This is a genomic window from Ensifer sp. EB106-05-01-XG146, from assembly GCF_058791875.1.
The window spans coordinates 712,683-733,809 of the sequence record NZ_JBYTDX010000001.1 but is presented as its reverse complement, the minus strand read 5'-3'; the positions used below and the strand labels follow the sequence as shown (position 1 = coordinate 733,809).

Genomic DNA, 21,127 nt, shown 5'->3' with positions numbered 1-21,127 from the left:
GCTCTTTTGTCCGGTTTGCTTCGCCGCGCGATCTATACCGGGCGTCGGCATTCGAAGGTGACCACGTGGTCACCATCTCGTGGAACTCTACCGAAGGCATAATCGCCGGAAACGACGATATCGGCGAAACCGGCTGCCTGCAGCGTCAGTGCCATTTCCTGAACGCCCCACCAGCGCATGGTGAAGAATTCGAGCTCGCTCGACGCCAGCCGTCCCTCTTGCCAGAGGTCGTAGCGCAGGTGCGAAACGGTCGTCTGGCCGAGGATGTCGGTCTTCACCCGCTGGCTGGTCAGGGTCAAAACGTCGCCCGCCTCCGTTTGCCAGCTGCGGATATTCGGCTGCAGGTCGGCGACCATGTCGCCCGGGTAAAGATCGAAGATCAATCGACCACCCGGCGCCAGGTGATCGTAAAAGCGCTTCAGCACGGCTGATGCCGCTGCATGGTCGGCGATCAGCTGCAACGAACCGGCGGGCACGACAATCGCATCGAAGCGCTTTGCATAGGTGAAGGTCTCGAAGGTCTGGCGAGACAGGGCCGGCGCCAAGTCGCGGCCGGCGCATTGGGCGAGACAATAGTCGAGCATGTCCTGCGAGGCATCAAACCCGCAGACATCGAAACCGGCCTCCAGCAACGGGATCAGCGCTCGGCCGTTGCCGACGGCTGGTTCGAGGATCGGCCCACGATAGCCCTCGAGCCTCTGCCGATAATACTCGATGTCGCCGAAAGACTTACCAATATATTTGTCTAAATTATAAACATGAGAGGCAAGTCTGCCATAGGTATTGTTCACGATACCTCTGCTCCCGATAAAACAAAGCAACGCTGTGCTTTATACGGGAGTATGCGACCAGGGCTGTTGTTTGCCAGCCACGCCGACGCTTTATCGTCACCGCCCAAACGTGTCAGAAGCGCGCCGGCCGGATGAACTTGCCGTAAACCCAGCCCTCCTGCCAGTTTCCACTGCGCTGCGGATCGTGCCAAATCTGGCACCAGGTGGCCCGCACGGCCTGGCGCTGGGCCGAAGCCGACCAGCGGGCGATGCGCTTGAGATCGACACCGTTCATGCAGCGGCCGGTCATCTGCAGTTTCGTGCCGTTGGGATAGCCGGCGCGGATCGCCGAGGAGGAGGATGGCCAGGCGCGCGCGTTGAGTACGTCGTTCCAGTCGACCCCGGACACTTCCCAGGCGGCGAACGTGCTTGCGGTAGCGGGAAGTGCGGTGGAGAGCGACCCGGCCAGAATGGCCGCCTGCACCAGCTTGTTCAACATGCCCATCTCCATTGCCCCTTGATCAGACCGCCAGTCGTTGCGGCAGAAAACAGAATGCGACCCCTCGGCTGAATTGCAACTGAATGGATTCACGACGAGAGCGCCCCTTATCCCATGACGACGTGGGCATGCCGCCCGCCCCGGTTTTCCGGGACGGGGTCTTGTCAGCCCGGCAGGCGGCAGACGACGCCGACCAGCCGCGCGACCACGGGGCGGACCATGAGCACGCAGACGAAGGCGACGGGCATGGCGAGCGCGTAGGAACCGAGCACGCGGGCCGGGTAGCCGGCGTCGATGCCGGTGTTGACGCCGACGATGACGCAGCACATCAGGAACGCCATGATCGCCGACATGAAGAAGGCGAAGGCAACGGGGGCCGCACGCGGCGGTAGCTTGCGGCTGCGCGCGAGCCGCGGCGCCGATAGGGTGTCTTCCATCAGAAGTCTCCTGGTTTGATCGAGGGGACCACCCCCTCGTTTCTGGCCGCACTATACGGATCGCGTCGCAGCCAGGTAGGCCATTGCAGCCTTGTTCAGAAACAGGCAAAACCATCGAATGGATGTTTCTATTCGATGGTTTGGATTATGGACACTTTGCGCGGCGTCGAGAGTTTCGTCAGGAGCGTCGAGGAAGGCAGCATCGCCGCGGCGGCACGAAAGCTCGGGATTACACCCGCTTCCGCGAGCCAGAACATCGCCCGCCTGGAGCGAACGCTCGGCAGCCGGCTGCTCAGCCGCACCACGCGCCAGTTGGGCCTGACCGAGAGCGGGCGGATTTACTACGAGAGGGTGCGCGGCGTCGTACACGAGCTGGAGCTTGCAGCCGCCGCCGTTTCGGCACTCAGCACCGAGCCGCGCGGGCCGCTCAAGATCGCCTCATCCGTCGCCTTTGGCCGCCATGTGGTGGCGCCGCTCGTTCCCTCCTTCGCCGCCCGGTATCCGGATGTCTCGATCGAGCTCGTCGTCACCGACCGCGAGATCGATCATATCGGCGAAGGCATCGACATCAGCGTGCGCTTCGGTCTGCAGCTCGAACAGGGGCTGATTGCCCGCAAGCTTGCCTCCGTGCCGATGATCATCTGTGCAGCCCCCTCCTATCTGGAGCGACGCGGCCGCCCGCAGCAACCGGAAGATCTCGTGCACCACGATTGCCTGGTCTACCGCTATGCGGGGCATGGCCGGATCTTTCGCTGGGCGTTTACCCGCGACGGCCTGCGCTTCGAGCCGGAACTGAAGGCGACGATCGTCAGCAACGATATCGACACGCTCGCCGAGATGGCGATCGCCGGCGCCGGCATCACCCGGCTCGGCGCCTTCATCGCAGCGCCGCTGATCGAACGCGGGCTGGTGGTGCCGCTGTTCGGCGAACTGCCGCAGGAGGGATTGGCCAGCACCGACCACGAGCCCTTCGATTTCTATGCCTGCTTTGCCGACCGCCAGGCGCAAACGCCGAAGGTGCGCGCGTTCATCGAGCATGCGGTGCAGAGCCTGAAGGGGCGCTGGTAGTGACCGGGACCGGAGCGGCAGCCGTTTCCTTGCGCACGACCTCGACGCCTCGCCGCTGCTTCAGCCGATAGCCGACCTCGACGATGGCATGGATGGCCGGGATGAACTCCGCGCCGAGCTCACTGAGGCTGTATTCCACGGAAGGCGGCGACGTCGGCATGATCCGCCGCTCGACAGCACCCTTCTCCTCAAGTTCCTTCAACCGAGTGCTCAGCACCTTTGCCGAAATACCGGGCACGTCGATCCTCAGTTCGCTGAAGCGGCGCGGCCCGGCGCTCAAGGACCAGAGGATGTTCGGCGTCCATGCGCCGCCGAGTAGCACCATGCACTCGCCGACCGGGCAGTTCGGCGGCAAGGCCGCGGCCCGATTTTTCCGAATTTTCAAGCTCATGGGCAAAACTTTCCAGTTACCGCGGGGAAACCGGAAAGGGAGGTAACATAAGGTTATCTGATATACAAAGGTTACCGCTTCCGCTTAGGTTCCGCCGTCCTCGACAAACGGACAATCATTTCAGAAGGAACCAGATGATGAAGCTCTATTACGCCCCCGGCGCCTGTTCGCTTTCCCCCCATATCAGCCTGCACGAGGCCGGTGCCGATTTCGAGATCGTCCGGGTCGATACCAAGACTCATCGCACCGAGACCGGTGCGGATTACAAGGCGGTCAACCCCAAGGGCTACGTACCGGCGCTGGTGCTGGAAAGCGGCGAGGTCGTTACCGAAGGTGCTGCTGTGGTGCAGTACATCGCCGATCGCTTTCCGGCGGCGAAACTTGCGCCTGAAAACGGCACGCTGGCGCGCACCCGCCTTCAGGAACAGTTGAACTTCATCTCATCGGAACTGCACAAGGCCTTCTCGCCGCTGTTCGACCCGACCGCATCCCCCGATGCAAAGGAGGCAGCCACGCTGCAGGTGGCGAAACGCTTGACCCATGTCGAAAGCCTGCTCGCGGACGGGCGCCCTTACCTGCTCGGGGAGGTCTTCTCCGTCGCCGACGCCTATCTCTTCACGGTCGTCAACTGGAGCAGCGGCACCGGGATCGCGCTCACGCAATGGCCGCATCTCGCAGCCTACATGCAACGGATCGGCACACGTCCTGCCGTGCGCAGCGCAATGCAGGCGGAAGGCCTGGTCGCGGCATGAGCGCGTCACCGAAGGATCCGCAGTTCGCAGCCATCGTCCACGTCCTGCAACGCTACTTCGACGGGCTCTATCGCAGCGACACCGACATTCTCAGGCAAGTCTTCCACCCGAAGGCGCTCTATGCCACCGCAACGGACGGAACCCTGCTCGAACTCGACATGAACAGGTACTTTCCGATCGTCGAAAAACGTCCCTCGCCCGAAAGCCGAGACGAAGCGCGCATCGACCGTATTCTTTCCATTGAGTTCGCAGGCCCCGTAACCGCATTTGCCAAGGTGCAATGCGCCATCGGCGAGAAGGCCTTCACCGACTTTTTGTCCCTGGTCTTTCTTGACGGCCGCTGGCAGATCATCGCCAAGGTCTTCCATTACGACATCGCATCCGCGCAATAGGAGAAGCTTGTGCCCTACGTAAACATCAAGATAACCCGCGAGGGTGCAACCCCCGAGCAGAAAGCAACCCTGATCAAGGGCGTCACCGATCTGCTTCACACCGTGCTCAACAAGGATCCGGCCACCACCTTCGTTGTCATCGACGAAGTGGCGCTCGAAGACTGGGGCGTCGGTGGATTGCCGGTTGATGCGTACCGGCGAAAGGTCGGCGAAAAATCGTAGCAACACGCTGCCCCTACCCACCACGATGGAAGGGGCAGCAGCCCACCCGATGCCGCGGTGATCCGCGCGTAGCTCGATTGCGCTTGATCGCTTTCGACAGGGTCTCTATCTCATTGTCTCCCGCCGCATTGATCCCGGAGACGTATCTTGTCCGTATTCAGCAACCTCCCCAAAGCTCCCGTCGCCGCAAAGAAGCCGGTCAGCGACACGCGCCACGGCATTACCCGCACCGACGACTATGCCTGGCTGCGCGCGGACAATTGGCAGGCGATGTTCAAGGATCCCTCGATCCTCGATCCTGATATCCGCAAGCATCTGGAGGCCGAAAACGCCTACATGAACGCGGCGATGGATGACACCAAGGCTCTTCAGAAGACGCTGTTTGCCGAGATGCGCGGCCGGATCAAGGAGGACGACAGCTCGATCCCGGTCAAGGACGGTCCCTTCGCCTACGGCCATGCCTATGTCACCGGCGGCGAGCAGCCGCGTTACTTCCGCATTCCCCGTGACGGCGACCACAAGGACGAGGCGATCCGGCAATTGCTGCTCGACGGCGACAAGGAAGCCGAAGGCAAGGCCTATTTCCGCCTTGGCGGGCTCGACCATTCGACCGACCATAGCCTCGGCATCTGGGGCTATGACGACAAGGGTTCGGAGTATTTCACGCTTCGGGTGCGCGACCTCGCAACGGGCGAAGACCTGGCAGACGTGATCGAGAACACCGGCGGCGGCGGCGCCTGGGCGCCCGATGGCAAGAGCTTCTTCTACACAGTGCTCGACGACAACCACCGCCCGTCGAAGATCTTCCACCATATCCTCGGCACCGCCCAGACCGACGACCGGCTGGTCTTCGAGGAGACGGATCCCGGCTTCTTCATGTCGGTCGGCGGCTCGCTGCTCGACGATTTCATCTACATCGACATCCACGATCACGAGACGAGCGAATACCGACTGCTCTCGACAAAGGATCTGACGGCTGAGCCGAAGCTCGTCGCCGAGCGCGTCACCGGGCTCGAATACGCGATGACCGAAGGCGGCGACGTCTTCTACATCCTCACCAATGCCGACGGCGCCAAGGACTTCAAGATCGTCGAAGCGCCGGTCACGGCACCGGGCAAGGAGAATTGGCGCGAGGTGGTGCCGCATAAGCCCGGCACACTGATCCTCAGCCACATGGCCTATGCCCGCCACCTCGTCTGGCTGCAGCGCCGCGAAGGCCTGCCGGAGATCGTCATCCGCGACCGCAAGACCGGCGAAGAGCACGCGATCGCCTTTGCCGAAGAGGCCTATTCGCTCGGCCTTTCCGGTGCTGCCGAATACGACACCGACGTCATCCGCTTCTCCTACTCGTCGATGACCACGCCGTCGCAGCTCTTCGACTACGACATGGCGACGCGCGCGCGCACGCTCTTGAAAACCCAGGAAGTGCCTTCGGGCCACAACCCGGACGACTATGTCACCCGCCGCGTCTTCGCGCCGTCCTGGGATGGCACCGAAGTGCCGGTGACGCTGCTTTACCGCAAGGACACGCCGCTCGACGGTTCGGCGCCCTGCCTGCTCTATGGCTATGGCGCCTATGGCATCACCATTCCGGCCGGCTTCAACACCAATTGCCTGTCGCTGGCCGATCGCGGCTTCGTCTATGCCATCGCCCATATCCGCGGCGGCAAGGATCGCGGCTTTGCCTGGTACGAAGACGGCAAGATGGCCAAGAAGACCAATACCTTCAAGGATTTCATAGCGGCCGCTGACTATCTGAATCAACAGAAGTTCACGTCCTACGCGAAGATCGTCGCAGAAGGCGGCTCCGCCGGCGGCATGCTCATGGGCGCGATCGCCAATATGGCGCCGGAGAAGTTCACCGGCGTTATCGCGGCCGTACCCTTCGTCGACGTGCTCAACACCATGCTCGACGACACCCTGCCCCTGACCCCGCCGGAATGGCCGGAATGGGGCAACCCGATCGAGAGCCGCGAGTTCTACGACATCATCGCCGGCTACTCGCCCTACGACAATGTCGAGGCGAAGTCCTATCCCGCGATCCTGGCACTCGGCGGTCTCACCGATCCGCGCGTCACCTATTGGGAGCCGGCGAAGTGGGTCGCGCGGCTGCGCGAGAAGACGACGGGCAGCGCGCCGATCCTGTTGAAGACGAACATGGACGCCGGCCATGGCGGCGCTTCGGGTCGCTTCCAGCGGCTCGAGGAGATCGCCTTCGAATACGCCTTTGCCATCAAGGTCGCCGGCAAGATGTAAACGGATCGGGATGAGGAAACCTGTTTGCGTTTTTCTCATCCCATTGCCACCTGATGTGAAAGGTCCCGCCATGCCCGTCCACGTCGCCCTGCTGCGAGCCGTCAATGTCGGTGGTACGGGATCGCTTCCAATGGCCGACCTCAAGGCGATCTGCGAGGGGCTCGGCTTTGCCGACGTCAAGACCTACATCCAGAGCGGCAACGTGCTGTTCCGCTCCGATCTGCCGGCGGCAGACGCGGCGGCAATGCTGGACAGCGCACTTCAGGAAAAGCTCGGTAAGGCGCCAGGCGTGATGATCAGGACCGGCGCGCAATTGCAGGCGATCGCCGATCAGGCCCCCTTCCCGGACGCCAAGCCCAATCTGCTGCTTGTCGTTTTCCTGCGCGAGCCGGCACCATCAGACGCGCTCGACAAACTCGTGGCACCCGATGGCGAAGAAGCCCAGGTTGCCGGAGCTGAGATCTATATCCACTTCCCGAACGGCTCCGGCCGTTCGAAGTTCAAGCTGCCGGCCGCCAAGCCAGGCACCGCGCGCAACCTCAACACGGTGCGCAAGCTTGCTGCCTTGGCGCTTGAGATGGAAGGTTGACGCACCGCAAGGCGCCATTCCGGACGGAAAACCGCGCCACACTTTTCCTGGAATTGCTCAGGCTGCCGGCTGGAACAGCAGCCGGACGAAGGATCGGAGCACGAGCAGCTGCTGCGGCAGGCTTTCAGGCTGCTTCAGCGCCTTCGACAGGATGATGCCGCCTTCAAGCACGGTCGAAACCATATCGGCCAGCTGGTCGACGTCGAGCGGCTCGCGTGGCCGGTAGACTTGCATGATCGCCTCGAACATCGTGCCGAAACGCCGACGCCACATCAGCGCCGCCTGCCTGTTGATCTCCTGGATCTCGCGATCGAAAGCACGCTCCTGCGTGCACATGACCGCGACCAGGCAGCCGGGATGGCCGTTCGGCAGGTCAGCGAGAATTTCCGACAGCATCTTCAGTCCCAGAAGAAAAGCCTGCAGCGGGTCGTCTGACAATTGATGGGCGCGGCCGAAGATCTCGTCGTAGATGCGCTCGTCGTTCTCGATGTAGCGCTCGAGCAGAGCCCGCGCGAGTTCGTTCTTGTCGCGGAAATGGTAGAAGAATCCGCTCTTGGTGATGCCGGTCTCGGCGATCAGCTCGTCGATCGAAGTCGCGCCGAAACCCTTGGCAAGCACCGCCGCCTCGGCGACGTCGAGGATTCTGGCGCGCGTTTCCTCACCCTTTCGCATTAGCTGCTCCCTACCATTGGTACGGTTTCCAGCAATTACTCGGCGGCCAGCTCCTAGCGCAGCGGCGGCTGCAAGCCAGTAAGTCACTGATTTTTCGACACTAATTTAGTATATTAGCAATAGTATACCGCAAGTCGTCTAGTTTAGAAGATGATCATAAGGCAGAAATTTACTTGGTTCTGCGGTGTTGGAGGCATCCGCGGGCCCTTCAGCCAAGACTGAACCGGTGGAGACCGATATGGCCAAATACAGACGCAGCCTGCCGCTCTTGAAGGGTGGACTGTTCCTGAGTGACGGTGGCATCGAAACGACGCTGATCTTTCATGAGGGCATCTCCCTCCCGCATTTTGCCGCCTTCGTGCTCATTTCGACGGCGGACGGGCGCCGGCGCTTGCTCGACTACTACAAGCGATATCTCGCAATTGCACAGCAGCACGGCACCGGCTTCGTGCTCGACACACCCACCTGGCGCGCCAGCGCCGATTGGGGCGTGAAGCTCGGCTATGACGCCGCGGCCCTGGCCGAGGTCAACCAGAACGCCATCTACATGCTGGCGGAACTGCGCGCCGAGTACGAACGTCCGCAAGCGCCGATCGTGCTTAGCGGCGCCATCGGGCCGCGCGGCGACGGCTATCGCCTGGGCCGCATGAGCGCGGATGAGGCCGAGGATTATCACGGACCACAGATCTCCGCCTTTGCCGCCAGTGACGCCGATATCGTCGGCGCCTATACGCTGACCAGCATCGACGAGGCGACCGGCATTGCCCGGGCCGCCCAGAGCCATGGCATGCCCTGCTCGATTGCCTTCACGGTGGAAACCGACGGCCGGCTCCCAGACGGCCGAACCCTTCAGGCCGCGATCGAGACCGTTGATGCGGCGACCGGCGGCTATCCGCACTACTACATGATCAACTGTGCCCACCCCGATCATTTCGAGACCAGCCTCGATACAGGGAGCGCCTGGGCGCAGCGCATTGCCGGTATCCGAGCCAACGCTTCCAGGATGAGCCATGCCGAGCTCGACAACAGCGAAATCCTGGATGCCGGGGATCCCCTCGACCTCGGCCAGCGTTATCGAACACTGACGACGCATTTGCCACGATTGCGCATTCTTGGCGGTTGCTGCGGCACCGACCATCGCCACATCGCGGCAATCTGCGAGGCCTGCCTTCCACCGACGGCGCTTAGCGCCTGAGGCGCGGGGCCTCGCCCTCCCGGCCCTCTCGCAAGCAATTGCGGGAGGGCGCCTTCTCGTCGACACCCTCGCGAAAGCCACAGTGTTTGTGTAGACTTGAACGGAAAGGACGGCAGCCGGACATCCCGGCAAAGGCCGTTGACCGCCCTGTCATGAATTACGTTCCCCCCTCGCCGACCGGAAATGCCGAAGCCTTTGCCTTCGACAACAGCTACGCGCGCCTGCCGCAGCAGTTCTTCGCGCGCGTCGCGCCCACTCCGGTGGCGGAGCCCTGGCTGATCAAGCTCAACAAGCCATTGGCCGAGGAGCTCGGTCTCGACGTGGCGACGCTCGAACGCGAGGGCGCCGAGATCTTTTCGGGCAACCGCCTTCCCGCCGGTGCCGATCCGCTTGCCATGGCTTATGCCGGCCACCAGTTCGGCACCTTCGTGCCGCAACTCGGCGATGGCCGGGCGATCCTCCTTGGCGAGGTGATCGACCGCAACGGGAAGCGGCGCGACATCCAGCTCAAAGGACCGGGCCAGACCCCCTTCTCACGGCGCGGCGACGGGCGCGCGGCACTCGGTCCAGTCTTGCGCGAGTACATCGTCAGCGAGGCGATGTACGCGCTCGGCATTCCGACGACACGGGCGCTTGCCGCCGTCGTCACCGGGCAACCGGTCTATCGCGAACAGATCCTGCCGGGTGCCATCGTCACGCGGGTCGCGGCAAGCCATATGCGCGTCGGCACGTTCCAATTTTTCGCGGCGCGCGGCGATATGGAGTCGGTGAAGGTGCTTGCCGACTACGCGATCGATCGCCACTACCCTGAGGTCAGGGACGCCGAACGGCCCTATCTTGCCTTCTACAAGGCGGTGACCGCGCGCCAGGCGGAGCTGATTGCGCGCTGGCTGCATGTCGGCTTCATCCATGGTGTGATGAACACCGACAACATGACGATCTCGGGCGAGACGATCGACTTCGGCCCTTGCGCCTTCCTCGATGCCTATGATCCCAAGAAGGTGTTTTCCTCGATCGATCAGATCGGTCGTTATGCCTATGCGAGCCAGCCGGCGATCGGGCAATGGAACCTGGCGCGCCTGGCAGAAACCCTGGTGCCGCTCTTCGACGACAACCAGGATACTGCGGTGGAACTGGCCAATGATGCGCTCGGCGAGTACGGCGCGATCTTCCAGCGCCACTGGCTGGATGGCATGCGGCGCAAGATCGGATTGGCCATGAGCGAAAAGGGAGATCTCGACCTGTTGCAGGCGCTGCTGACGGCCATGCATCAGGGGGAAGCGGATTTCACCCTCACCTTCCGGCGGCTGTGCGACAGCGCCCGCGACCCGGCCGCCGATGCCGCACTCGCCTCGACCTTTGCCTCTACCGGGGCAATCGGGCCGTGGCTGCAAGAGTGGCGTCAGCGTCTCAGCCGCGAGAAGGCGACGGCGGATGAACGCGCGACCGCCATGATGGCGGTCAACCCGGCCTTTATTCCGCGTAACCACCGGATCGAAGAGGCGATCGCGGCCGCGACCGAGGATGCGGACTTCTCGCTCTTTGAGGCCCTGGTCGAAGTTACCGCCAACCCCTATACCGACCAGCCGCAGTTTGCCCGCTACCAGGCTCCGCCGAGCCCGGGAGAGGAAGTCCAGCGCACCTTCTGCGGCACATAGCCGTCTCGGGAATGCGGCATTCCGGTGAGCCGTATTTCCGCGGCCTTGCGCTTCTGCTGCCAGGCCGATTCATCAAATCGTTCTATGCCGCTGTTTTTACGCGGGGACGGGCACCTGGCTGCCCTCAGCCAACGCGCCGCCAGCGGCGCTTAAACGCACCGGTCGTCCACGTTCGGTCGCCTTGACCGCAACTTTATTGCGGGCCTGCGAATATTTCCGCGTTGCGGAATGTGGCTATTGAAAGGCAGAGACGGCGCGTTAGGTGCTAACAGGACAGGCGCTCTGCGCCTTCCCTGACCGGGCGGCCGCGACAGGCTTGCGACCGCCGCTTCGAAGCCACCTGTCTCACGCGGTCCCGGCGACGGACCGCCGCAATGGAAAGAACCGTGCCACTGCACCGTTCTTCGATGCGGGAGTTCCCATCATGCTCGTTCTGACGGCCATCGTCTTTGCAATCATCGGCCTCGCGCTTGGCGGCGGCGGCGCCAAGCTGCTGATGCTTGGCGGCAGCCCCTATTACCTCGCAATCGGCATCGGCTTCCTGCTGACGGCGGTGCTGCTGTTCATGCGGAAATCGGCGGCGATCTGGCTCTATGCGTTCATGATCCTGGGCTCGCTCGGCTGGGCGGTGTCTGAGGTCGGGTTCGAGTGGTGGCAGCTTGGCCCGCGTGGCGGCGTCATCGTCCTTCTGGGGCTCTGGCTGCTGTTGCCGGCCGTGCGCCGACCGCTCGGCTTCGAAAGCCCGACGGGCGAGCGTTATGCCGTGAGTGGCTGGCCGCTGGCATTTGCGGTGCTGGTATCGGTCGGTGTCGCGGGCTACGCGATCATGCAGGACCCGCACGACATACGCGGCGATCTGCCGAGCGATGTCGTCGCTGAAAATCCACCGCTCGGCGGCTCGGTACCGCCGGGCGAATGGCACCAGTACGGGCGCACCGCCTTCGGCCAGCGCTATTCGCCGCTCGATCAGATCACGCCTGAGAATGTCGGGGGGCTGAGGGTTGCCTGGCAATATCAGACCGGCGACATCAAGAGACCCGACGACGTGGGCGAGACGACCTATCAGGTGACGCCGCTCAAGATCAAAGACACGCTCTATGCCTGCACACCGCACAACTGGGCGATCGCGCTCGATGCGGCAACCGGCGAAGAGAAATGGAAATATGACAGCAACTCGGGCATGAACCCGGACCGCCAGCACCAGACCTGCCGCGGCGTTACCTATTGGGCCGACCCGGCTGCAGCCCCGGGCAGCCCCTGCACCGAACGGGTGTACCTTCCGACCTCCGACGCGCGGTTGATCGCGCTCGATGCGGCGACGGGGTCCGTCTGCACCAGCTTTGCCGACAATGGCGTCCTGCATCTCGAAACGGGCATGAAATACAACCCGGCCGGTTACTATTATTCGACGTCGCCGCCGGTTGCCGTCGCCGGCAAGCTGATCATCGGCGGTGCGGTCAACGACAACTATTCCACCCAGGAACAGTCCGGCGTCATCCGCGCGTTCGACATCAACACCGGTGCTCTGATCTGGAACTGGGACAGCGGCAACCCTGATGTGACGGCACCGCTCCCCGAAGGCCAGACCTACACCACCAACTCGCCGAACAGCTGGTCGGTCTTCAGCTATGACGAGGGTCTCGGCCTCGTCTACATCCCCATGGGCAACCAGGTGCCCGACCAGCTCGGCATGGGCCGCAGCGAACACGTCGAGAAATATTCCTCCTCGATCGTCGCGCTCGACATCAATTCAGGCGCGGTGCGCTGGGTTCGCCAGAGCGTACATCACGACCTCTGGGACATGGACGTGCCGGCGCAGCCGGCGCTGCTTGACATCACCAAGGAGGACGGCACCGTCGTGCCAGCTTTGGTCGGACCGACGAAACAGGGCGACATCTACGTGCTCGACCGCAGGAGCGGCGAACCGATCATCCCGGTCGAGGAGGTGCAGGCGCCGGGTGGCGCGATCCCCGAGGACTTCACCGCCCCGACCCAGCCGGTCTCCGGCCTCACCTTCATGCCTGCACCGCTGCAGGAAAAAGACATGTGGGGCGTCACGCTGTTCGACCAGCTTGCCTGCCGCATCGCGTTCCGCTCGCTGAAATATGAGGGACGCTACACGCCGCCGTCGATCGAGGGCACGCTCGTCTATCCCGGCAACTTCGGCACCTTCAACTGGGGTTCCGTCGCGATCGATCCGGAGCGGCAGGTGATGTTCGGCATGCCGACCTATCTCGCCTTCACCTCGCGTCTCGTGCCCCGCGACCAGGTGCCGCCGAAGGGCCAGGACGAGAAGGGGTCGGAGCAAGGGCTCAATCGCAACGATGGAGCGCCCTATGGCGTCTTCATGGGCCCCTTCCTTGGACCGCTCGGCATTCCCTGCCAGGCGCCGCCGTGGGGTTACGTCGCTGGAGCCGATCTCAGGACCGGCAAGATCGCCTACAAGCACAAGAACGGCACAGTCGAGGACATGACGCCGTTGCCGCTGCCGTTCAAGGTCGGCGTACCGGGCATCGGCGGGCCGATGATCACCAAGGGGGGCGTCGCCTTCCTGGGTGCCGCTGTCGACGATTATCTGCGCGCCTATGACCTCACGACCGGACGCCAGCTCTGGGAGGCGCGCCTTCCCGCCGGCGGCCAGTCGACGCCGATGAGCTATGCGGTCGGCGACAAGCAATACGTGCTGATCGTTGCCGGCGGCCACGGCTCGGTCGGCACCAGGCCCGGTGACTACATCATCGCCTACACTCTGCCTTGACGCGCGCGAAGCATCCCTAATTCTCGCCAGAAGGTTGCAAAAGTAAGCTCCGCGCAAGCCCGCGACAGCAGCTTCCCCCGGACGACAGATTCCGGGGGATTCCCATGAAGATCGACAACAGCATTTCGAACTACTACTTCTCCCAGCGCCGCCAGCAGGCGGGCACTATCGCGCCGATCGAGGAGAGCGGCGGTGATGCGCGCCCGCGCCAGGCCCCGACGATCGCGCCGCCTTCGACCTCGAACGCCCTTTCCAACGCGCTGTGGATGACGGCGGCGCGCGACGGCGAGAGCACGGCTTCGATTTCCGCCAAAGAAGGCCCTGCGGCCTCGGACGGTTCGGTCAGCGACGAGTTGCTGAAGGAAGCGAAGAAGAGCCTGGTTGAGAAAATCCGCGAACAGGTCCTCAAGGCGATGGGCCTGACCGAAGCGGATCTCAAGGAGATGCCCCCCGAGCAGCGGCAGGCCGCCGAGGAAGAGATCCGCAAGGCTGTCGAGCGCGCGATGGGTGTCGAGCAGCAGCGCGACGTGGCGACCGCCGATCTCGCCAACGGCGGCGACGACATCCCCTGAGAGGGCGGTTTGCGCCGATCGGCTTGTCTCGGTCGGACAATCGATGATATCCAGCGATCCTCCAAAGAGGACCAAGATCCATGCGCCTGATCCGTTAGCGACGTTCGCCGGCAGAAAACGACCGACGCCACAGCCGCCCTTCGGCGGTTTTTGGCATGGCTTTTTTTCGGCCGCCTGAACGTCCTGACACGGACATGACCGTTCACCGGCCATCGCTAGGATCATCCTCATGACCACCAAAGACGGATTTGTTTCCGAAGCCGGCAGCCTTGGCGCCGGCCCCTTCGACCTCGGCTATAGGATCGAAGGCAGTGGCACGCCGCTGCTCGTCATCGGCAGCGCCGCCTACTACCCCCGCACCTTCTCCCAAGCGCTTCGCGAGAAGTTGCGGCTGATCTTCATCGACCACCGCGGCTTCGCACCGGCGCGGACCAACTATGCCGTTGGCGACATCGGCTTCGAGACGGTGCTCGATGATATCGAGCGAATGCGGGCGCATCTGGGGCTCGAACGCTTCGCCATTCTCGGACACTCCGGCCATGGCTATATGGCCCTCGAATATGCCAAGCGGCACCCGGAGCGCGTCAGCCACGCGATCATGGTCGGCACCGGTCCGAGCCATTCGGCTCGTCATATGGCGCTCGCCGACCGGATCTGGGAAGAAACAGTGTCGCCGGCCCGAAAAGCGATCTTCGCACGGGAGATGGCCAAGCTTGGCGACGACATCACGGCGCGGCCTGAGGAACGTTTCAAAGCCCTGCTGATCCGGCTCGGCGCGAAGAGCTGGCATCAGCCGGACTTCGACGCAACGCCTCTTTGGCGAGATGTCACTGTCAACAACGCGGTATTCGACCATCTCTGGGGCGAGGTCTTTCGCGATATCGATATCCGCAAGGGTTTGAACAGGCTGGCAGCGCCGGTCCTGCTTGCGCTCGGCCGCTCGGACTATCTCGTCGCCCCGGCCTTCAGCTGGGACGAGTACCGGGCGGACTTCACGGACCTGACGGTGCGGCTCTTCGAACAGAGCGGGCATACGCCGCAGCTGGAAGAAAGCGATCTCTTCGACGAAGCCCTGCTCTCGTTCCTCGAAAACGACCGCGGCTAGGACAAGCCGCCCTCGCAGCGTCCAGCATTCAGAGGGGCCGAGACCGGCCCCTCCCCTTCCCAACCATTGACACTTGGTCGCGCCCAACTATCTATTGCTCCAGAAGCTATAGGTTTGAGGCGAGCATGTATTCCATCGGCGATCTCTCCCGGCGCACCGGCGTCAAAATCCCGACGATCCGCTACTACGAGCAGATGGGACTGATCGCAGCGCCCGAGCGCTCCGAAGGCAATCAGCGGCGGTACGAGAAAGGCGAACTTGAGCGACTGGCCTTTATCCGCCATGCACGCGACCTCGGCTTGTCGATCGATTCGATCAAGGACCTGCTCGCCCTCAGCCAGCATCCGGAGCGACCTTGCGGCGAAGCCGACCGCATCGCCAGCGAGCACCTGGCAACGGTGCGCGAGAAGATCGCGCGATTGAGGAAGCTGGAGCAGGAACTGGAACGCATCGTCGCCTGCGACGGCAATCACACCGTCGGCGACTGCTATGTGATCCGGGCGCTCGCCGACCATTCCATGTGCGAGAGCGAGCACTGAGGCGGCAGCTTAATTAGTCGCCTTGAAAAATCCCCGTTGACAAAATCACGAAAACAAACAATCTAGCGCCCATGATCAAGAACGCACCCATTTGCCGCGTGTATTTTTGGCTGTTCCGATAGGAGCGGCCTGCTGATCATATTCAACAAGGCCGCCATCAGGCGGCTTTTGTTTTTCCGGCTCCTGATGGCGAGAAAACCCGAGGAGCCCAGACATGCTACAGACCGCCATCCCCACCCTTCATGCGACACCGGCGACGCGCCCGCCGATGGTGACGATCCGTTGCGCCAAGCAGCGCGACCTGCCGGAACTGCGCGACATGATCACCGAACTTTCGGCCCATCACGGCGACGCCGCCCCGATCACGCCCGAACAGCTGGAGCGTGACCTTTTCGGCCGTACGCCGTGGATTACGGCGCTCGTCGCCGAGGCCGGCAACCGGCTGATCGGCTACGCGATCCTCGTGCCGATCTACCGGGCCGCCGAAGGCGCACGCGGCATGGAGCTGCATCACCTCTTCGTTCGCCCGGAAAGCCGCGGCACCGGCATTGGCCGCCACCTGGTCGCCAAGGCGCGTGAGCAGGCGAAGATGGCCGGCTGCGACTTCCTTTCGGTCAGCGCCGCCACGGGCAACTTCCAGGCACACCATTTCTACGAATCCGAACGCTTCGTCCCTCGCCCGGTGACCGGCATGCGCTATATGCAGAAGCTGGGCTAAGGAGCTGCCGATGCGTCTTGCAATCGTCCTGTGCGAAGGCTTCGCCGATTGGGAATGTGCGCTGTTGATGGCGGCGGCGCGCACCCATCTCGGCGTCGATATCGAGGTTGCCACCGTCGACGGCGCGCGTGTCACCTCGATGGGCGGCCTCGACGTCTCGGCGCATCTCTCCGTCGATGCCCTCGACCCGGCCGGCTTCGACGGGCTGGTGATCTGCGGCGGCGCAATCTGGGACACGAACGAGGCGCCCGATCTCTCCTCGACGATCCGTGCCTTCGATCGCAACAAGCGGGTGGTCGCAGCCATTTGCGGCGGCGTCCATGCCCTTGCGACATGCGGCCTTCTCGACCGCGTCGACCACACCGGCAACAGCGCCGAAAGCCTTGCGGCGCTGACCGGCTATCATGGTGCTTCGCACTATCGCGATCAGCCGCAGGCGATGCGCAGCGGCCACGTGGTCACCGCCGCCGGCACCGCGCCGATCAGCTTTTCCGGCGAGATCCTGCATGGCCTCGGTCTCGGCTCACCGGAGCTCGACGGATTTCTTGCACTCTACGGGCGGGAGCATCGGCCCGACGACAGCGGCAGCATCGGGTAAGCGCCTTCCATTTCGGTGCAGAAAGCGGCCTCTCCACTTTTGGCAACAGGCCTAGAGCCAGTTCGAGATCTGATCGAGCGGCTTCTTCACCTTGCCGGCCACCGGCACGGTCGCATCCGGGGCTGGATAGCCGGCCACCAGAATCAGGAACGGCTTTTCACTGTCCGGCCGACCACAAATCTCGTTGAGGAAGTTCATCGGCGCCGGCGTATGGGTCAGTGTCGCAACGCCCGCATGATGCAGCGCCGTGATCAGGATGCCGGTAGCAATGCCGACGCTTTCGTTGATGTAGTAGTTCTTTTTCAGATCGCCCGGATTGGGACCACCGCGCTTCTGCGAGAAGACGACGATCAGGTAGGGAGCAGTCTCAAGGAAGGGCTTGTCTTCGTCGGTGCCGAGCGGCGCCAGCGCGTCGAGCCACTCCTGCGGCGCCTTGTCCCGATAGAAGATACGCTCCTCCTCTTCCGCCGCGTGGCGCACCTCGGCCTTGATCCGGGGGCTCTCGATCACGGTGAAATGCCAGGGCTGATGGTTGGCGCCGCTCGGCGCCGTGCCCGCCGCCTTCAGACAGGTTTCGATGACCTCACGCGGCACCGGACGATCGCTGAAGTAACGCGTGGTGCGGCGGCGGTTGACCTCTTCATAGAAGTCCGCAGCGCGGGCTACCATCTCCTCGGGGCTGCGTTCGATCCACTGGTCGTAGGGCGCGGTTTCGTGTGGGCGCATCCAGTCTCCTCCTCGTTATGAAGCCGAGTTGAGCGCGCCTTGCTACGAAGATCAAGCGTTAGAGCGCCGGTACCGCCTTCAGGTAGGCGGCGATCGCCTCACGGTCGGCCGGCGTCAGTTTTGCCATGTTCTTCTGCACTTCCACCATGGAACCGCCGACGGAATCGAACTCCGGCGTGAAGCCGGTTTCCAGATAGGAGGCGATATCAGAGGCGCTCCAGCTGCCGATGCTCTTGGAGCCGGGCGTGATATCGGGAATACGGCCCTCGCCTTCCGGGTTCGGCGCGCCTGCGAGCCACTGATCCGGCTCGAAGCCTCCGAGCGCGTTTCTCGGCGTGTGGCATTCGCCGCAGTGGCCAAGCCCCTCGACGAGATATTGCCCGCGGGCGAGCTTCGGGTCGTTGGCGTCCACCGCGGTGCGTGGCTTGTCGGTCAGGAACAGCAGCTTCCAGCCACCCAAGGCTATCCGCATGTTGTAAGGGAATGGCAATTCGTGCGGCGGCGCTACCTCGGTGCTCTTCGGCAGCGTCTTCATGAAGCCCCAGAGGTCGTTGACGTCCTTGGCCGCCATGCGCGCATAGGAGCCGTAGGGGAACGACGGATAGAGATGCTCGCCGTTGCGCCCGACGCCGCGGGTCATGGCGTTGCCGAACTCGGCGAGCGTCCAGGCGCCGATTCCGGCCGTTTCGTCCGGAGAGATGTTCGGCGCGTGGAAGGTGCCGAAGGGGCTCTTCAGCGGCGCGCCACCCGAAAGCACCAGACGCGCGTCACCTTCGGCGCCCTTGTTGGCATGACAGCTGACGCAGCCGCCGGCCCAGAAGACCTGTTCGCCCTTGGCAAGATCCGGTTCTCCGAGGCCCTCCCAATGGGAGGCGCTCCAGGGTGCCGGCTTCGTCAGCCACCAGAAGGCGGCACCGCCGACGACGCCCAGCACCACAAGACCCGATATCAGCTTTCTCGCCCGACGACCCATAGTCTCCCCTCATGCCCTGCCGCAAACAGTGTGCTCAATACGAGTGAAGGCACGCGGCGGGACGTCGCGTGCCTCCTCTTTCAGCCGGATAGGACGTTGCCGCCGGTCAATTCTTCTTCAGGCGGTAGCTCTCATGACAGCTGCCGCAGTCCTTGCCGATGCCCCCGAGGGCCGCGCCAACGGCCGCCTGGTCAGCCGGCAGCTGCGCCAGAACCGCCTCGGCATCGGTGCCGAGCTTGGCGGCCTTGGCCTTGAAGTCATCCAGGTTTTCCCAGATCTTCGGGCTCGCCTCGGTCTCGTGGCCCGCTTCCGAGCCGGCCGGGAAATGGTCCGGGAAGGTCTTCATCGTCTCGCTGATCGTCGTCAGCGATGCCTTCACGACCTCCGCGTCATAGGGCTTCTCGCCCTTGGCGATGCCGGCAAGCGCGCCAGTCGCAGCGCCCACCTTCTTCATCGCCTGCTGGCGAACCACCTGCGGCTCGTCGGCTGCAGTCACGGCAGTAACACCCAGGCCCGCAAGAGCGGCAGCCAACATGAGTGCGCGTATTTTCATCAGGATCTCCCGGTCAATGAAATCTATTCGGCGAATCTGCCTGCCTGGCCTTCATGCCCAATGCGGCCGCATGATGTCATCTTGAGTATTCGACGGAAGTAACATTTTTTTGATGTGCTTGTTAGGACAAGGGAATTTCCGTCGGCCGGCGTAATTCCGGGATTTCAACAGGCCCGCCAATAACATGACTTTAAAATTCATGTTTATACTTTAGAGAAACCGGGACAGCTTCACTGTGCCGACCAGCCCTGCCACACCGTGAAAGCCGCGACCAGAACGAGCACCGCCCCGGCGGCCCGGCCGATCCACACGGTCGTCTCGGGGCTGCCGACCAGAAAATCCCGGCCGCGGCCGGCGGCAAGGGCAAGGCCGCCATAGACAGCGAGCTGCGTCGCCGCAATCATCGCGGCCATGACCAGGGCCTGCGACCAGATCGGCCCGAACTGCGGCTTGAGGAACTGGGGATAGACCGCCAGCATGAAGAGATAGGCCTTCGGGTTCATCAGGCTCGTCAGCGCGCCCTGGCGAAAACTCGCCCAGCGCGACAGCCGGTCCGCGCCGTCGATGCCGCCGATGGTGATCGAGCTTTTGACCAGGGAAAAGCCGATCCAGGCGATATAGGCAGCACCCGCGACGAGCAGCACGTTGAAGAGGCCGGGCACCAGATGCAGGATGACGCTGACGCCGAGTGCCGCATAGAGCGTGTGCAGCACGCCGCCCGCCATGATGCCGGCCGTCGCCGACAGACCGGAGGCCCGCCCTCCCGTCAGCGAGTTCGCCAGGACGAAGACCATGTCCATACCCGGCACGATGATGATGCCGAACAGAAGGGTGAAGAAGAGCCAGAGGTTTTCCGTGTAGGTCATGTCAGTTGTCCGTCGTCCGGGTTTTCACTTCTCAAACGAATTGCTGTTTTTTCAATCCGTTGGCTGATGGTATAAATCCGGTCAACTGACAAGGTAGTGTCAGGAGCGTTGACGACGGGGGAGGTTTTCGATGCGCAAGGCGGCACGGCTTTTCGAGATCATCCAGATCCTCCGGCTTGCGAGAAAGCCCGTGACCGGCGCGCAAATGGCCGAGACGCTGGAGGTGACGGTGCGCTCGATCTACCGCGATATCGCGGCACTCCAGGCGATGCGCGTGCCGATCGAAGGCGGCCGCGGCATCGGCTATATTCTTAGGCCCGGCTTCGACCTGCCGCCGCTGATGTTTTCGATCGAGGAAACGGAAGCGATCGCCTTGGCTCTGGCGCTGCTGGCACGAACCGGCGACGAGGAACTGAAGGCAGCCGCCGGCCGCGTCAACCAGAAAATCACTGCAGCCGTGCCCGAGCCGCTGAGACTGGCCTTTCGTTCGCGGGCGCTGCACGCCTGGGGAACGATCGCCCCCTCGCCCGCCGGCATCGATCTCGCTCTGGTACGCCGGGCGATCCGCGACGAGCAGAAGCTCGAACTCGACTATCGCGACGAACTCGGCCGCGCCACAGAACGCACGATCCGGCCGGTGGCGCTGATCTACTATTCGGAAACTGCCAACATCGTCGGCTGGTGCGAGTTGCGCCAGGCGATCCGCAATTTTCGCGCCGACCGTGTCGAGCACTGCGAGGCGGTCGGCGCCTATTTTCCAGGCGAGGGAAACCGCCTCAGGGAACTCTGGATCAGCGGCTGGAAGACCACCTGAGCCT

At 63.2% G+C, this 21,127-nt stretch carries 24 protein-coding genes; 15 read left to right on the top strand and 9 right to left on the bottom strand.

The window, feature by feature from the left end; translation table 11 throughout:
- Positions 1 to 32: 32 nt before the first annotated feature.
- The 3 genes from AC3WVQ_RS03500 to AC3WVQ_RS03490 form a co-directional block, all read right to left on the bottom strand.
- Positions 33 to 791: a class I SAM-dependent methyltransferase gene (locus tag AC3WVQ_RS03500; protein WP_090294690.1), complete on the bottom strand. Its 759-nt coding sequence runs from the start codon at positions 789 to 791 to the stop codon at positions 33 to 35.
- A 112-nt stretch (positions 792 to 903) separates the two neighbouring features.
- A complete protein-coding gene (locus AC3WVQ_RS03495; RefSeq protein ID WP_090294691.1) occupies positions 904 to 1,269 on the bottom strand; it encodes an SH3 domain-containing protein in 366 nt (121 codons plus the stop codon).
- Positions 1,270 to 1,433: 164 nt separating this feature from the next.
- Positions 1,434 to 1,706 (bottom strand): DUF2798 domain-containing protein, encoded by a 273-nt coding sequence (locus AC3WVQ_RS03490; protein WP_060516228.1) that lies wholly within the window; start codon positions 1,704 to 1,706, stop codon positions 1,434 to 1,436.
- Positions 1,707 to 1,853: 147 nt separating this feature from the next.
- Between AC3WVQ_RS03490 and AC3WVQ_RS03485 the strand changes: the two genes are divergently transcribed.
- A complete protein-coding gene (locus AC3WVQ_RS03485) occupies positions 1,854 to 2,774 on the top strand; it encodes a LysR family transcriptional regulator (RefSeq protein WP_034789469.1) in 921 nt (306 codons plus the stop codon).
- Here the strand turns inward: AC3WVQ_RS03485 and AC3WVQ_RS03480 are convergent.
- On the bottom strand, positions 2,734 to 3,165 hold the full coding sequence (locus AC3WVQ_RS03480) for a winged helix-turn-helix transcriptional regulator (protein WP_051659156.1): 432 nt from the start codon (positions 3,163 to 3,165) through the stop codon (positions 2,734 to 2,736). The genes AC3WVQ_RS03485 and AC3WVQ_RS03480 overlap by 41 nt on opposite strands.
- Before the next feature lie 134 nt (positions 3,166 to 3,299).
- Here AC3WVQ_RS03480 and gstA point away from each other — a divergent pair, with 134 nt between their 5' ends.
- The 5 genes from gstA to AC3WVQ_RS03455 all read left to right on the top strand — a co-directional run bounded on the left by gstA (position 3,300) and on the right by AC3WVQ_RS03455 (position 7,376).
- On the top strand, positions 3,300 to 3,917 hold the full coding sequence (gene gstA, locus AC3WVQ_RS03475) for a glutathione transferase GstA (protein ID WP_309139229.1): 618 nt from the start codon (positions 3,300 to 3,302) through the stop codon (positions 3,915 to 3,917).
- Positions 3,914 to 4,309: a nuclear transport factor 2 family protein gene (locus AC3WVQ_RS03470; protein ID WP_034789298.1), complete on the top strand. Its 396-nt coding sequence runs from the start codon at positions 3,914 to 3,916 to the stop codon at positions 4,307 to 4,309. The genes gstA and AC3WVQ_RS03470 overlap by 4 nt, the downstream gene beginning before the upstream one ends.
- 9 nt (positions 4,310 to 4,318) lie before the next feature.
- Positions 4,319 to 4,531, top strand: coding sequence for a tautomerase family protein (locus tag AC3WVQ_RS03465; RefSeq protein ID WP_060516229.1), 213 nt, complete (start codon positions 4,319 to 4,321; stop codon positions 4,529 to 4,531).
- Between the two features lie 147 nt (positions 4,532 to 4,678).
- Positions 4,679 to 6,787 (top strand): S9 family peptidase, encoded by a 2,109-nt coding sequence (locus AC3WVQ_RS03460; RefSeq protein ID WP_034789294.1) that lies wholly within the window; start codon positions 4,679 to 4,681, stop codon positions 6,785 to 6,787.
- 70 nt (positions 6,788 to 6,857) lie between these two features.
- Positions 6,858 to 7,376 carry a DUF1697 domain-containing protein gene (locus tag AC3WVQ_RS03455; RefSeq protein ID WP_060516230.1) on the top strand — a complete coding sequence of 173 codons (519 nt, stop codon included), beginning with the start codon at positions 6,858 to 6,860 and terminating at the stop codon, positions 7,374 to 7,376.
- A 57-nt stretch (positions 7,377 to 7,433) separates the two neighbouring features.
- On the opposite strand, the gene AC3WVQ_RS03450 is transcribed toward AC3WVQ_RS03455, so the two are convergent.
- The gene (locus tag AC3WVQ_RS03450) at positions 7,434 to 8,048 is read right to left on the bottom strand and encodes a TetR/AcrR family transcriptional regulator (RefSeq protein ID WP_034789290.1); all 615 of its coding nucleotides are present in this window, start codon (positions 8,046 to 8,048) and stop codon (positions 7,434 to 7,436) included.
- Between the two features lie 238 nt (positions 8,049 to 8,286).
- Between AC3WVQ_RS03450 and AC3WVQ_RS03445 the strand changes: the two genes are divergently transcribed.
- The 8 genes from AC3WVQ_RS03445 (at position 8,287) to AC3WVQ_RS03410 (ending at position 17,191) form a co-directional block, all read left to right on the top strand.
- A complete protein-coding gene (locus AC3WVQ_RS03445; RefSeq protein WP_060584283.1) occupies positions 8,287 to 9,243 on the top strand; it encodes a homocysteine S-methyltransferase family protein in 957 nt (318 codons plus the stop codon).
- A gap of 152 nt (positions 9,244 to 9,395) precedes the next feature.
- Positions 9,396 to 10,901, top strand: coding sequence for a protein adenylyltransferase SelO (locus AC3WVQ_RS03440; protein WP_110818473.1), 1,506 nt, complete (start codon positions 9,396 to 9,398; stop codon positions 10,899 to 10,901).
- A 424-nt stretch (positions 10,902 to 11,325) separates the two neighbouring features.
- Complete coding sequence (locus AC3WVQ_RS03435; protein ID WP_210336561.1) at positions 11,326 to 13,659, top strand: glucose/quinate/shikimate family membrane-bound PQQ-dependent dehydrogenase; 2,334 nt, start codon at positions 11,326 to 11,328, stop codon at positions 13,657 to 13,659.
- A gap of 104 nt (positions 13,660 to 13,763) precedes the next feature.
- On the top strand, positions 13,764 to 14,231 hold the full coding sequence (locus tag AC3WVQ_RS03430; RefSeq protein WP_110818474.1) for a hypothetical protein: 468 nt from the start codon (positions 13,764 to 13,766) through the stop codon (positions 14,229 to 14,231).
- 229 nt (positions 14,232 to 14,460) lie between these two features.
- On the top strand, positions 14,461 to 15,336 hold the full coding sequence (locus AC3WVQ_RS03425; RefSeq protein WP_090294700.1) for an alpha/beta fold hydrolase: 876 nt from the start codon (positions 14,461 to 14,463) through the stop codon (positions 15,334 to 15,336).
- A 125-nt stretch (positions 15,337 to 15,461) separates the two neighbouring features.
- On the top strand, positions 15,462 to 15,875 hold the full coding sequence (locus tag AC3WVQ_RS03420) for a MerR family transcriptional regulator (RefSeq protein ID WP_034789279.1): 414 nt from the start codon (positions 15,462 to 15,464) through the stop codon (positions 15,873 to 15,875).
- Positions 15,876 to 16,089: 214 nt separating this feature from the next.
- Positions 16,090 to 16,593 carry a GNAT family N-acetyltransferase gene (locus AC3WVQ_RS03415; protein WP_060584276.1) on the top strand — a complete coding sequence of 168 codons (504 nt, stop codon included), beginning with the start codon at positions 16,090 to 16,092 and terminating at the stop codon, positions 16,591 to 16,593.
- A gap of 10 nt (positions 16,594 to 16,603) precedes the next feature.
- Positions 16,604 to 17,191 (top strand): DJ-1/PfpI family protein, encoded by a 588-nt coding sequence (locus AC3WVQ_RS03410; RefSeq protein WP_034789277.1) that lies wholly within the window; start codon positions 16,604 to 16,606, stop codon positions 17,189 to 17,191.
- Positions 17,192 to 17,242: 51 nt separating this feature from the next.
- Here AC3WVQ_RS03410 and AC3WVQ_RS03405 read toward each other — a convergent pair whose 3' ends face one another.
- The 4 genes from AC3WVQ_RS03405 to AC3WVQ_RS03390 all read right to left on the bottom strand — a co-directional run bounded on the left by AC3WVQ_RS03405 (position 17,243) and on the right by AC3WVQ_RS03390 (position 20,309).
- Positions 17,243 to 17,917, bottom strand: a complete 675-nt coding sequence (locus tag AC3WVQ_RS03405) for a nitroreductase family protein (protein ID WP_034789276.1) — start codon at positions 17,915 to 17,917, stop codon at positions 17,243 to 17,245.
- A 58-nt stretch (positions 17,918 to 17,975) separates the two neighbouring features.
- On the bottom strand, positions 17,976 to 18,890 hold the full coding sequence (locus AC3WVQ_RS03400; RefSeq protein ID WP_060584274.1) for a c-type cytochrome: 915 nt from the start codon (positions 18,888 to 18,890) through the stop codon (positions 17,976 to 17,978).
- Positions 18,891 to 18,996: 106 nt separating this feature from the next.
- Positions 18,997 to 19,443 (bottom strand): c-type cytochrome, encoded by a 447-nt coding sequence (locus tag AC3WVQ_RS03395; protein ID WP_034789273.1) that lies wholly within the window; start codon positions 19,441 to 19,443, stop codon positions 18,997 to 18,999.
- A gap of 230 nt (positions 19,444 to 19,673) precedes the next feature.
- On the bottom strand, positions 19,674 to 20,309 hold the full coding sequence (locus tag AC3WVQ_RS03390; protein ID WP_060604012.1) for a LysE family translocator: 636 nt from the start codon (positions 20,307 to 20,309) through the stop codon (positions 19,674 to 19,676).
- A gap of 130 nt (positions 20,310 to 20,439) precedes the next feature.
- Between AC3WVQ_RS03390 and AC3WVQ_RS03385 the strand changes: the two genes are divergently transcribed.
- Positions 20,440 to 21,123, top strand: a complete 684-nt coding sequence (locus AC3WVQ_RS03385) for a helix-turn-helix transcriptional regulator (RefSeq protein ID WP_060516239.1) — start codon at positions 20,440 to 20,442, stop codon at positions 21,121 to 21,123.
- The last annotated feature ends 4 nt before the right edge of the window (positions 21,124 to 21,127 follow it).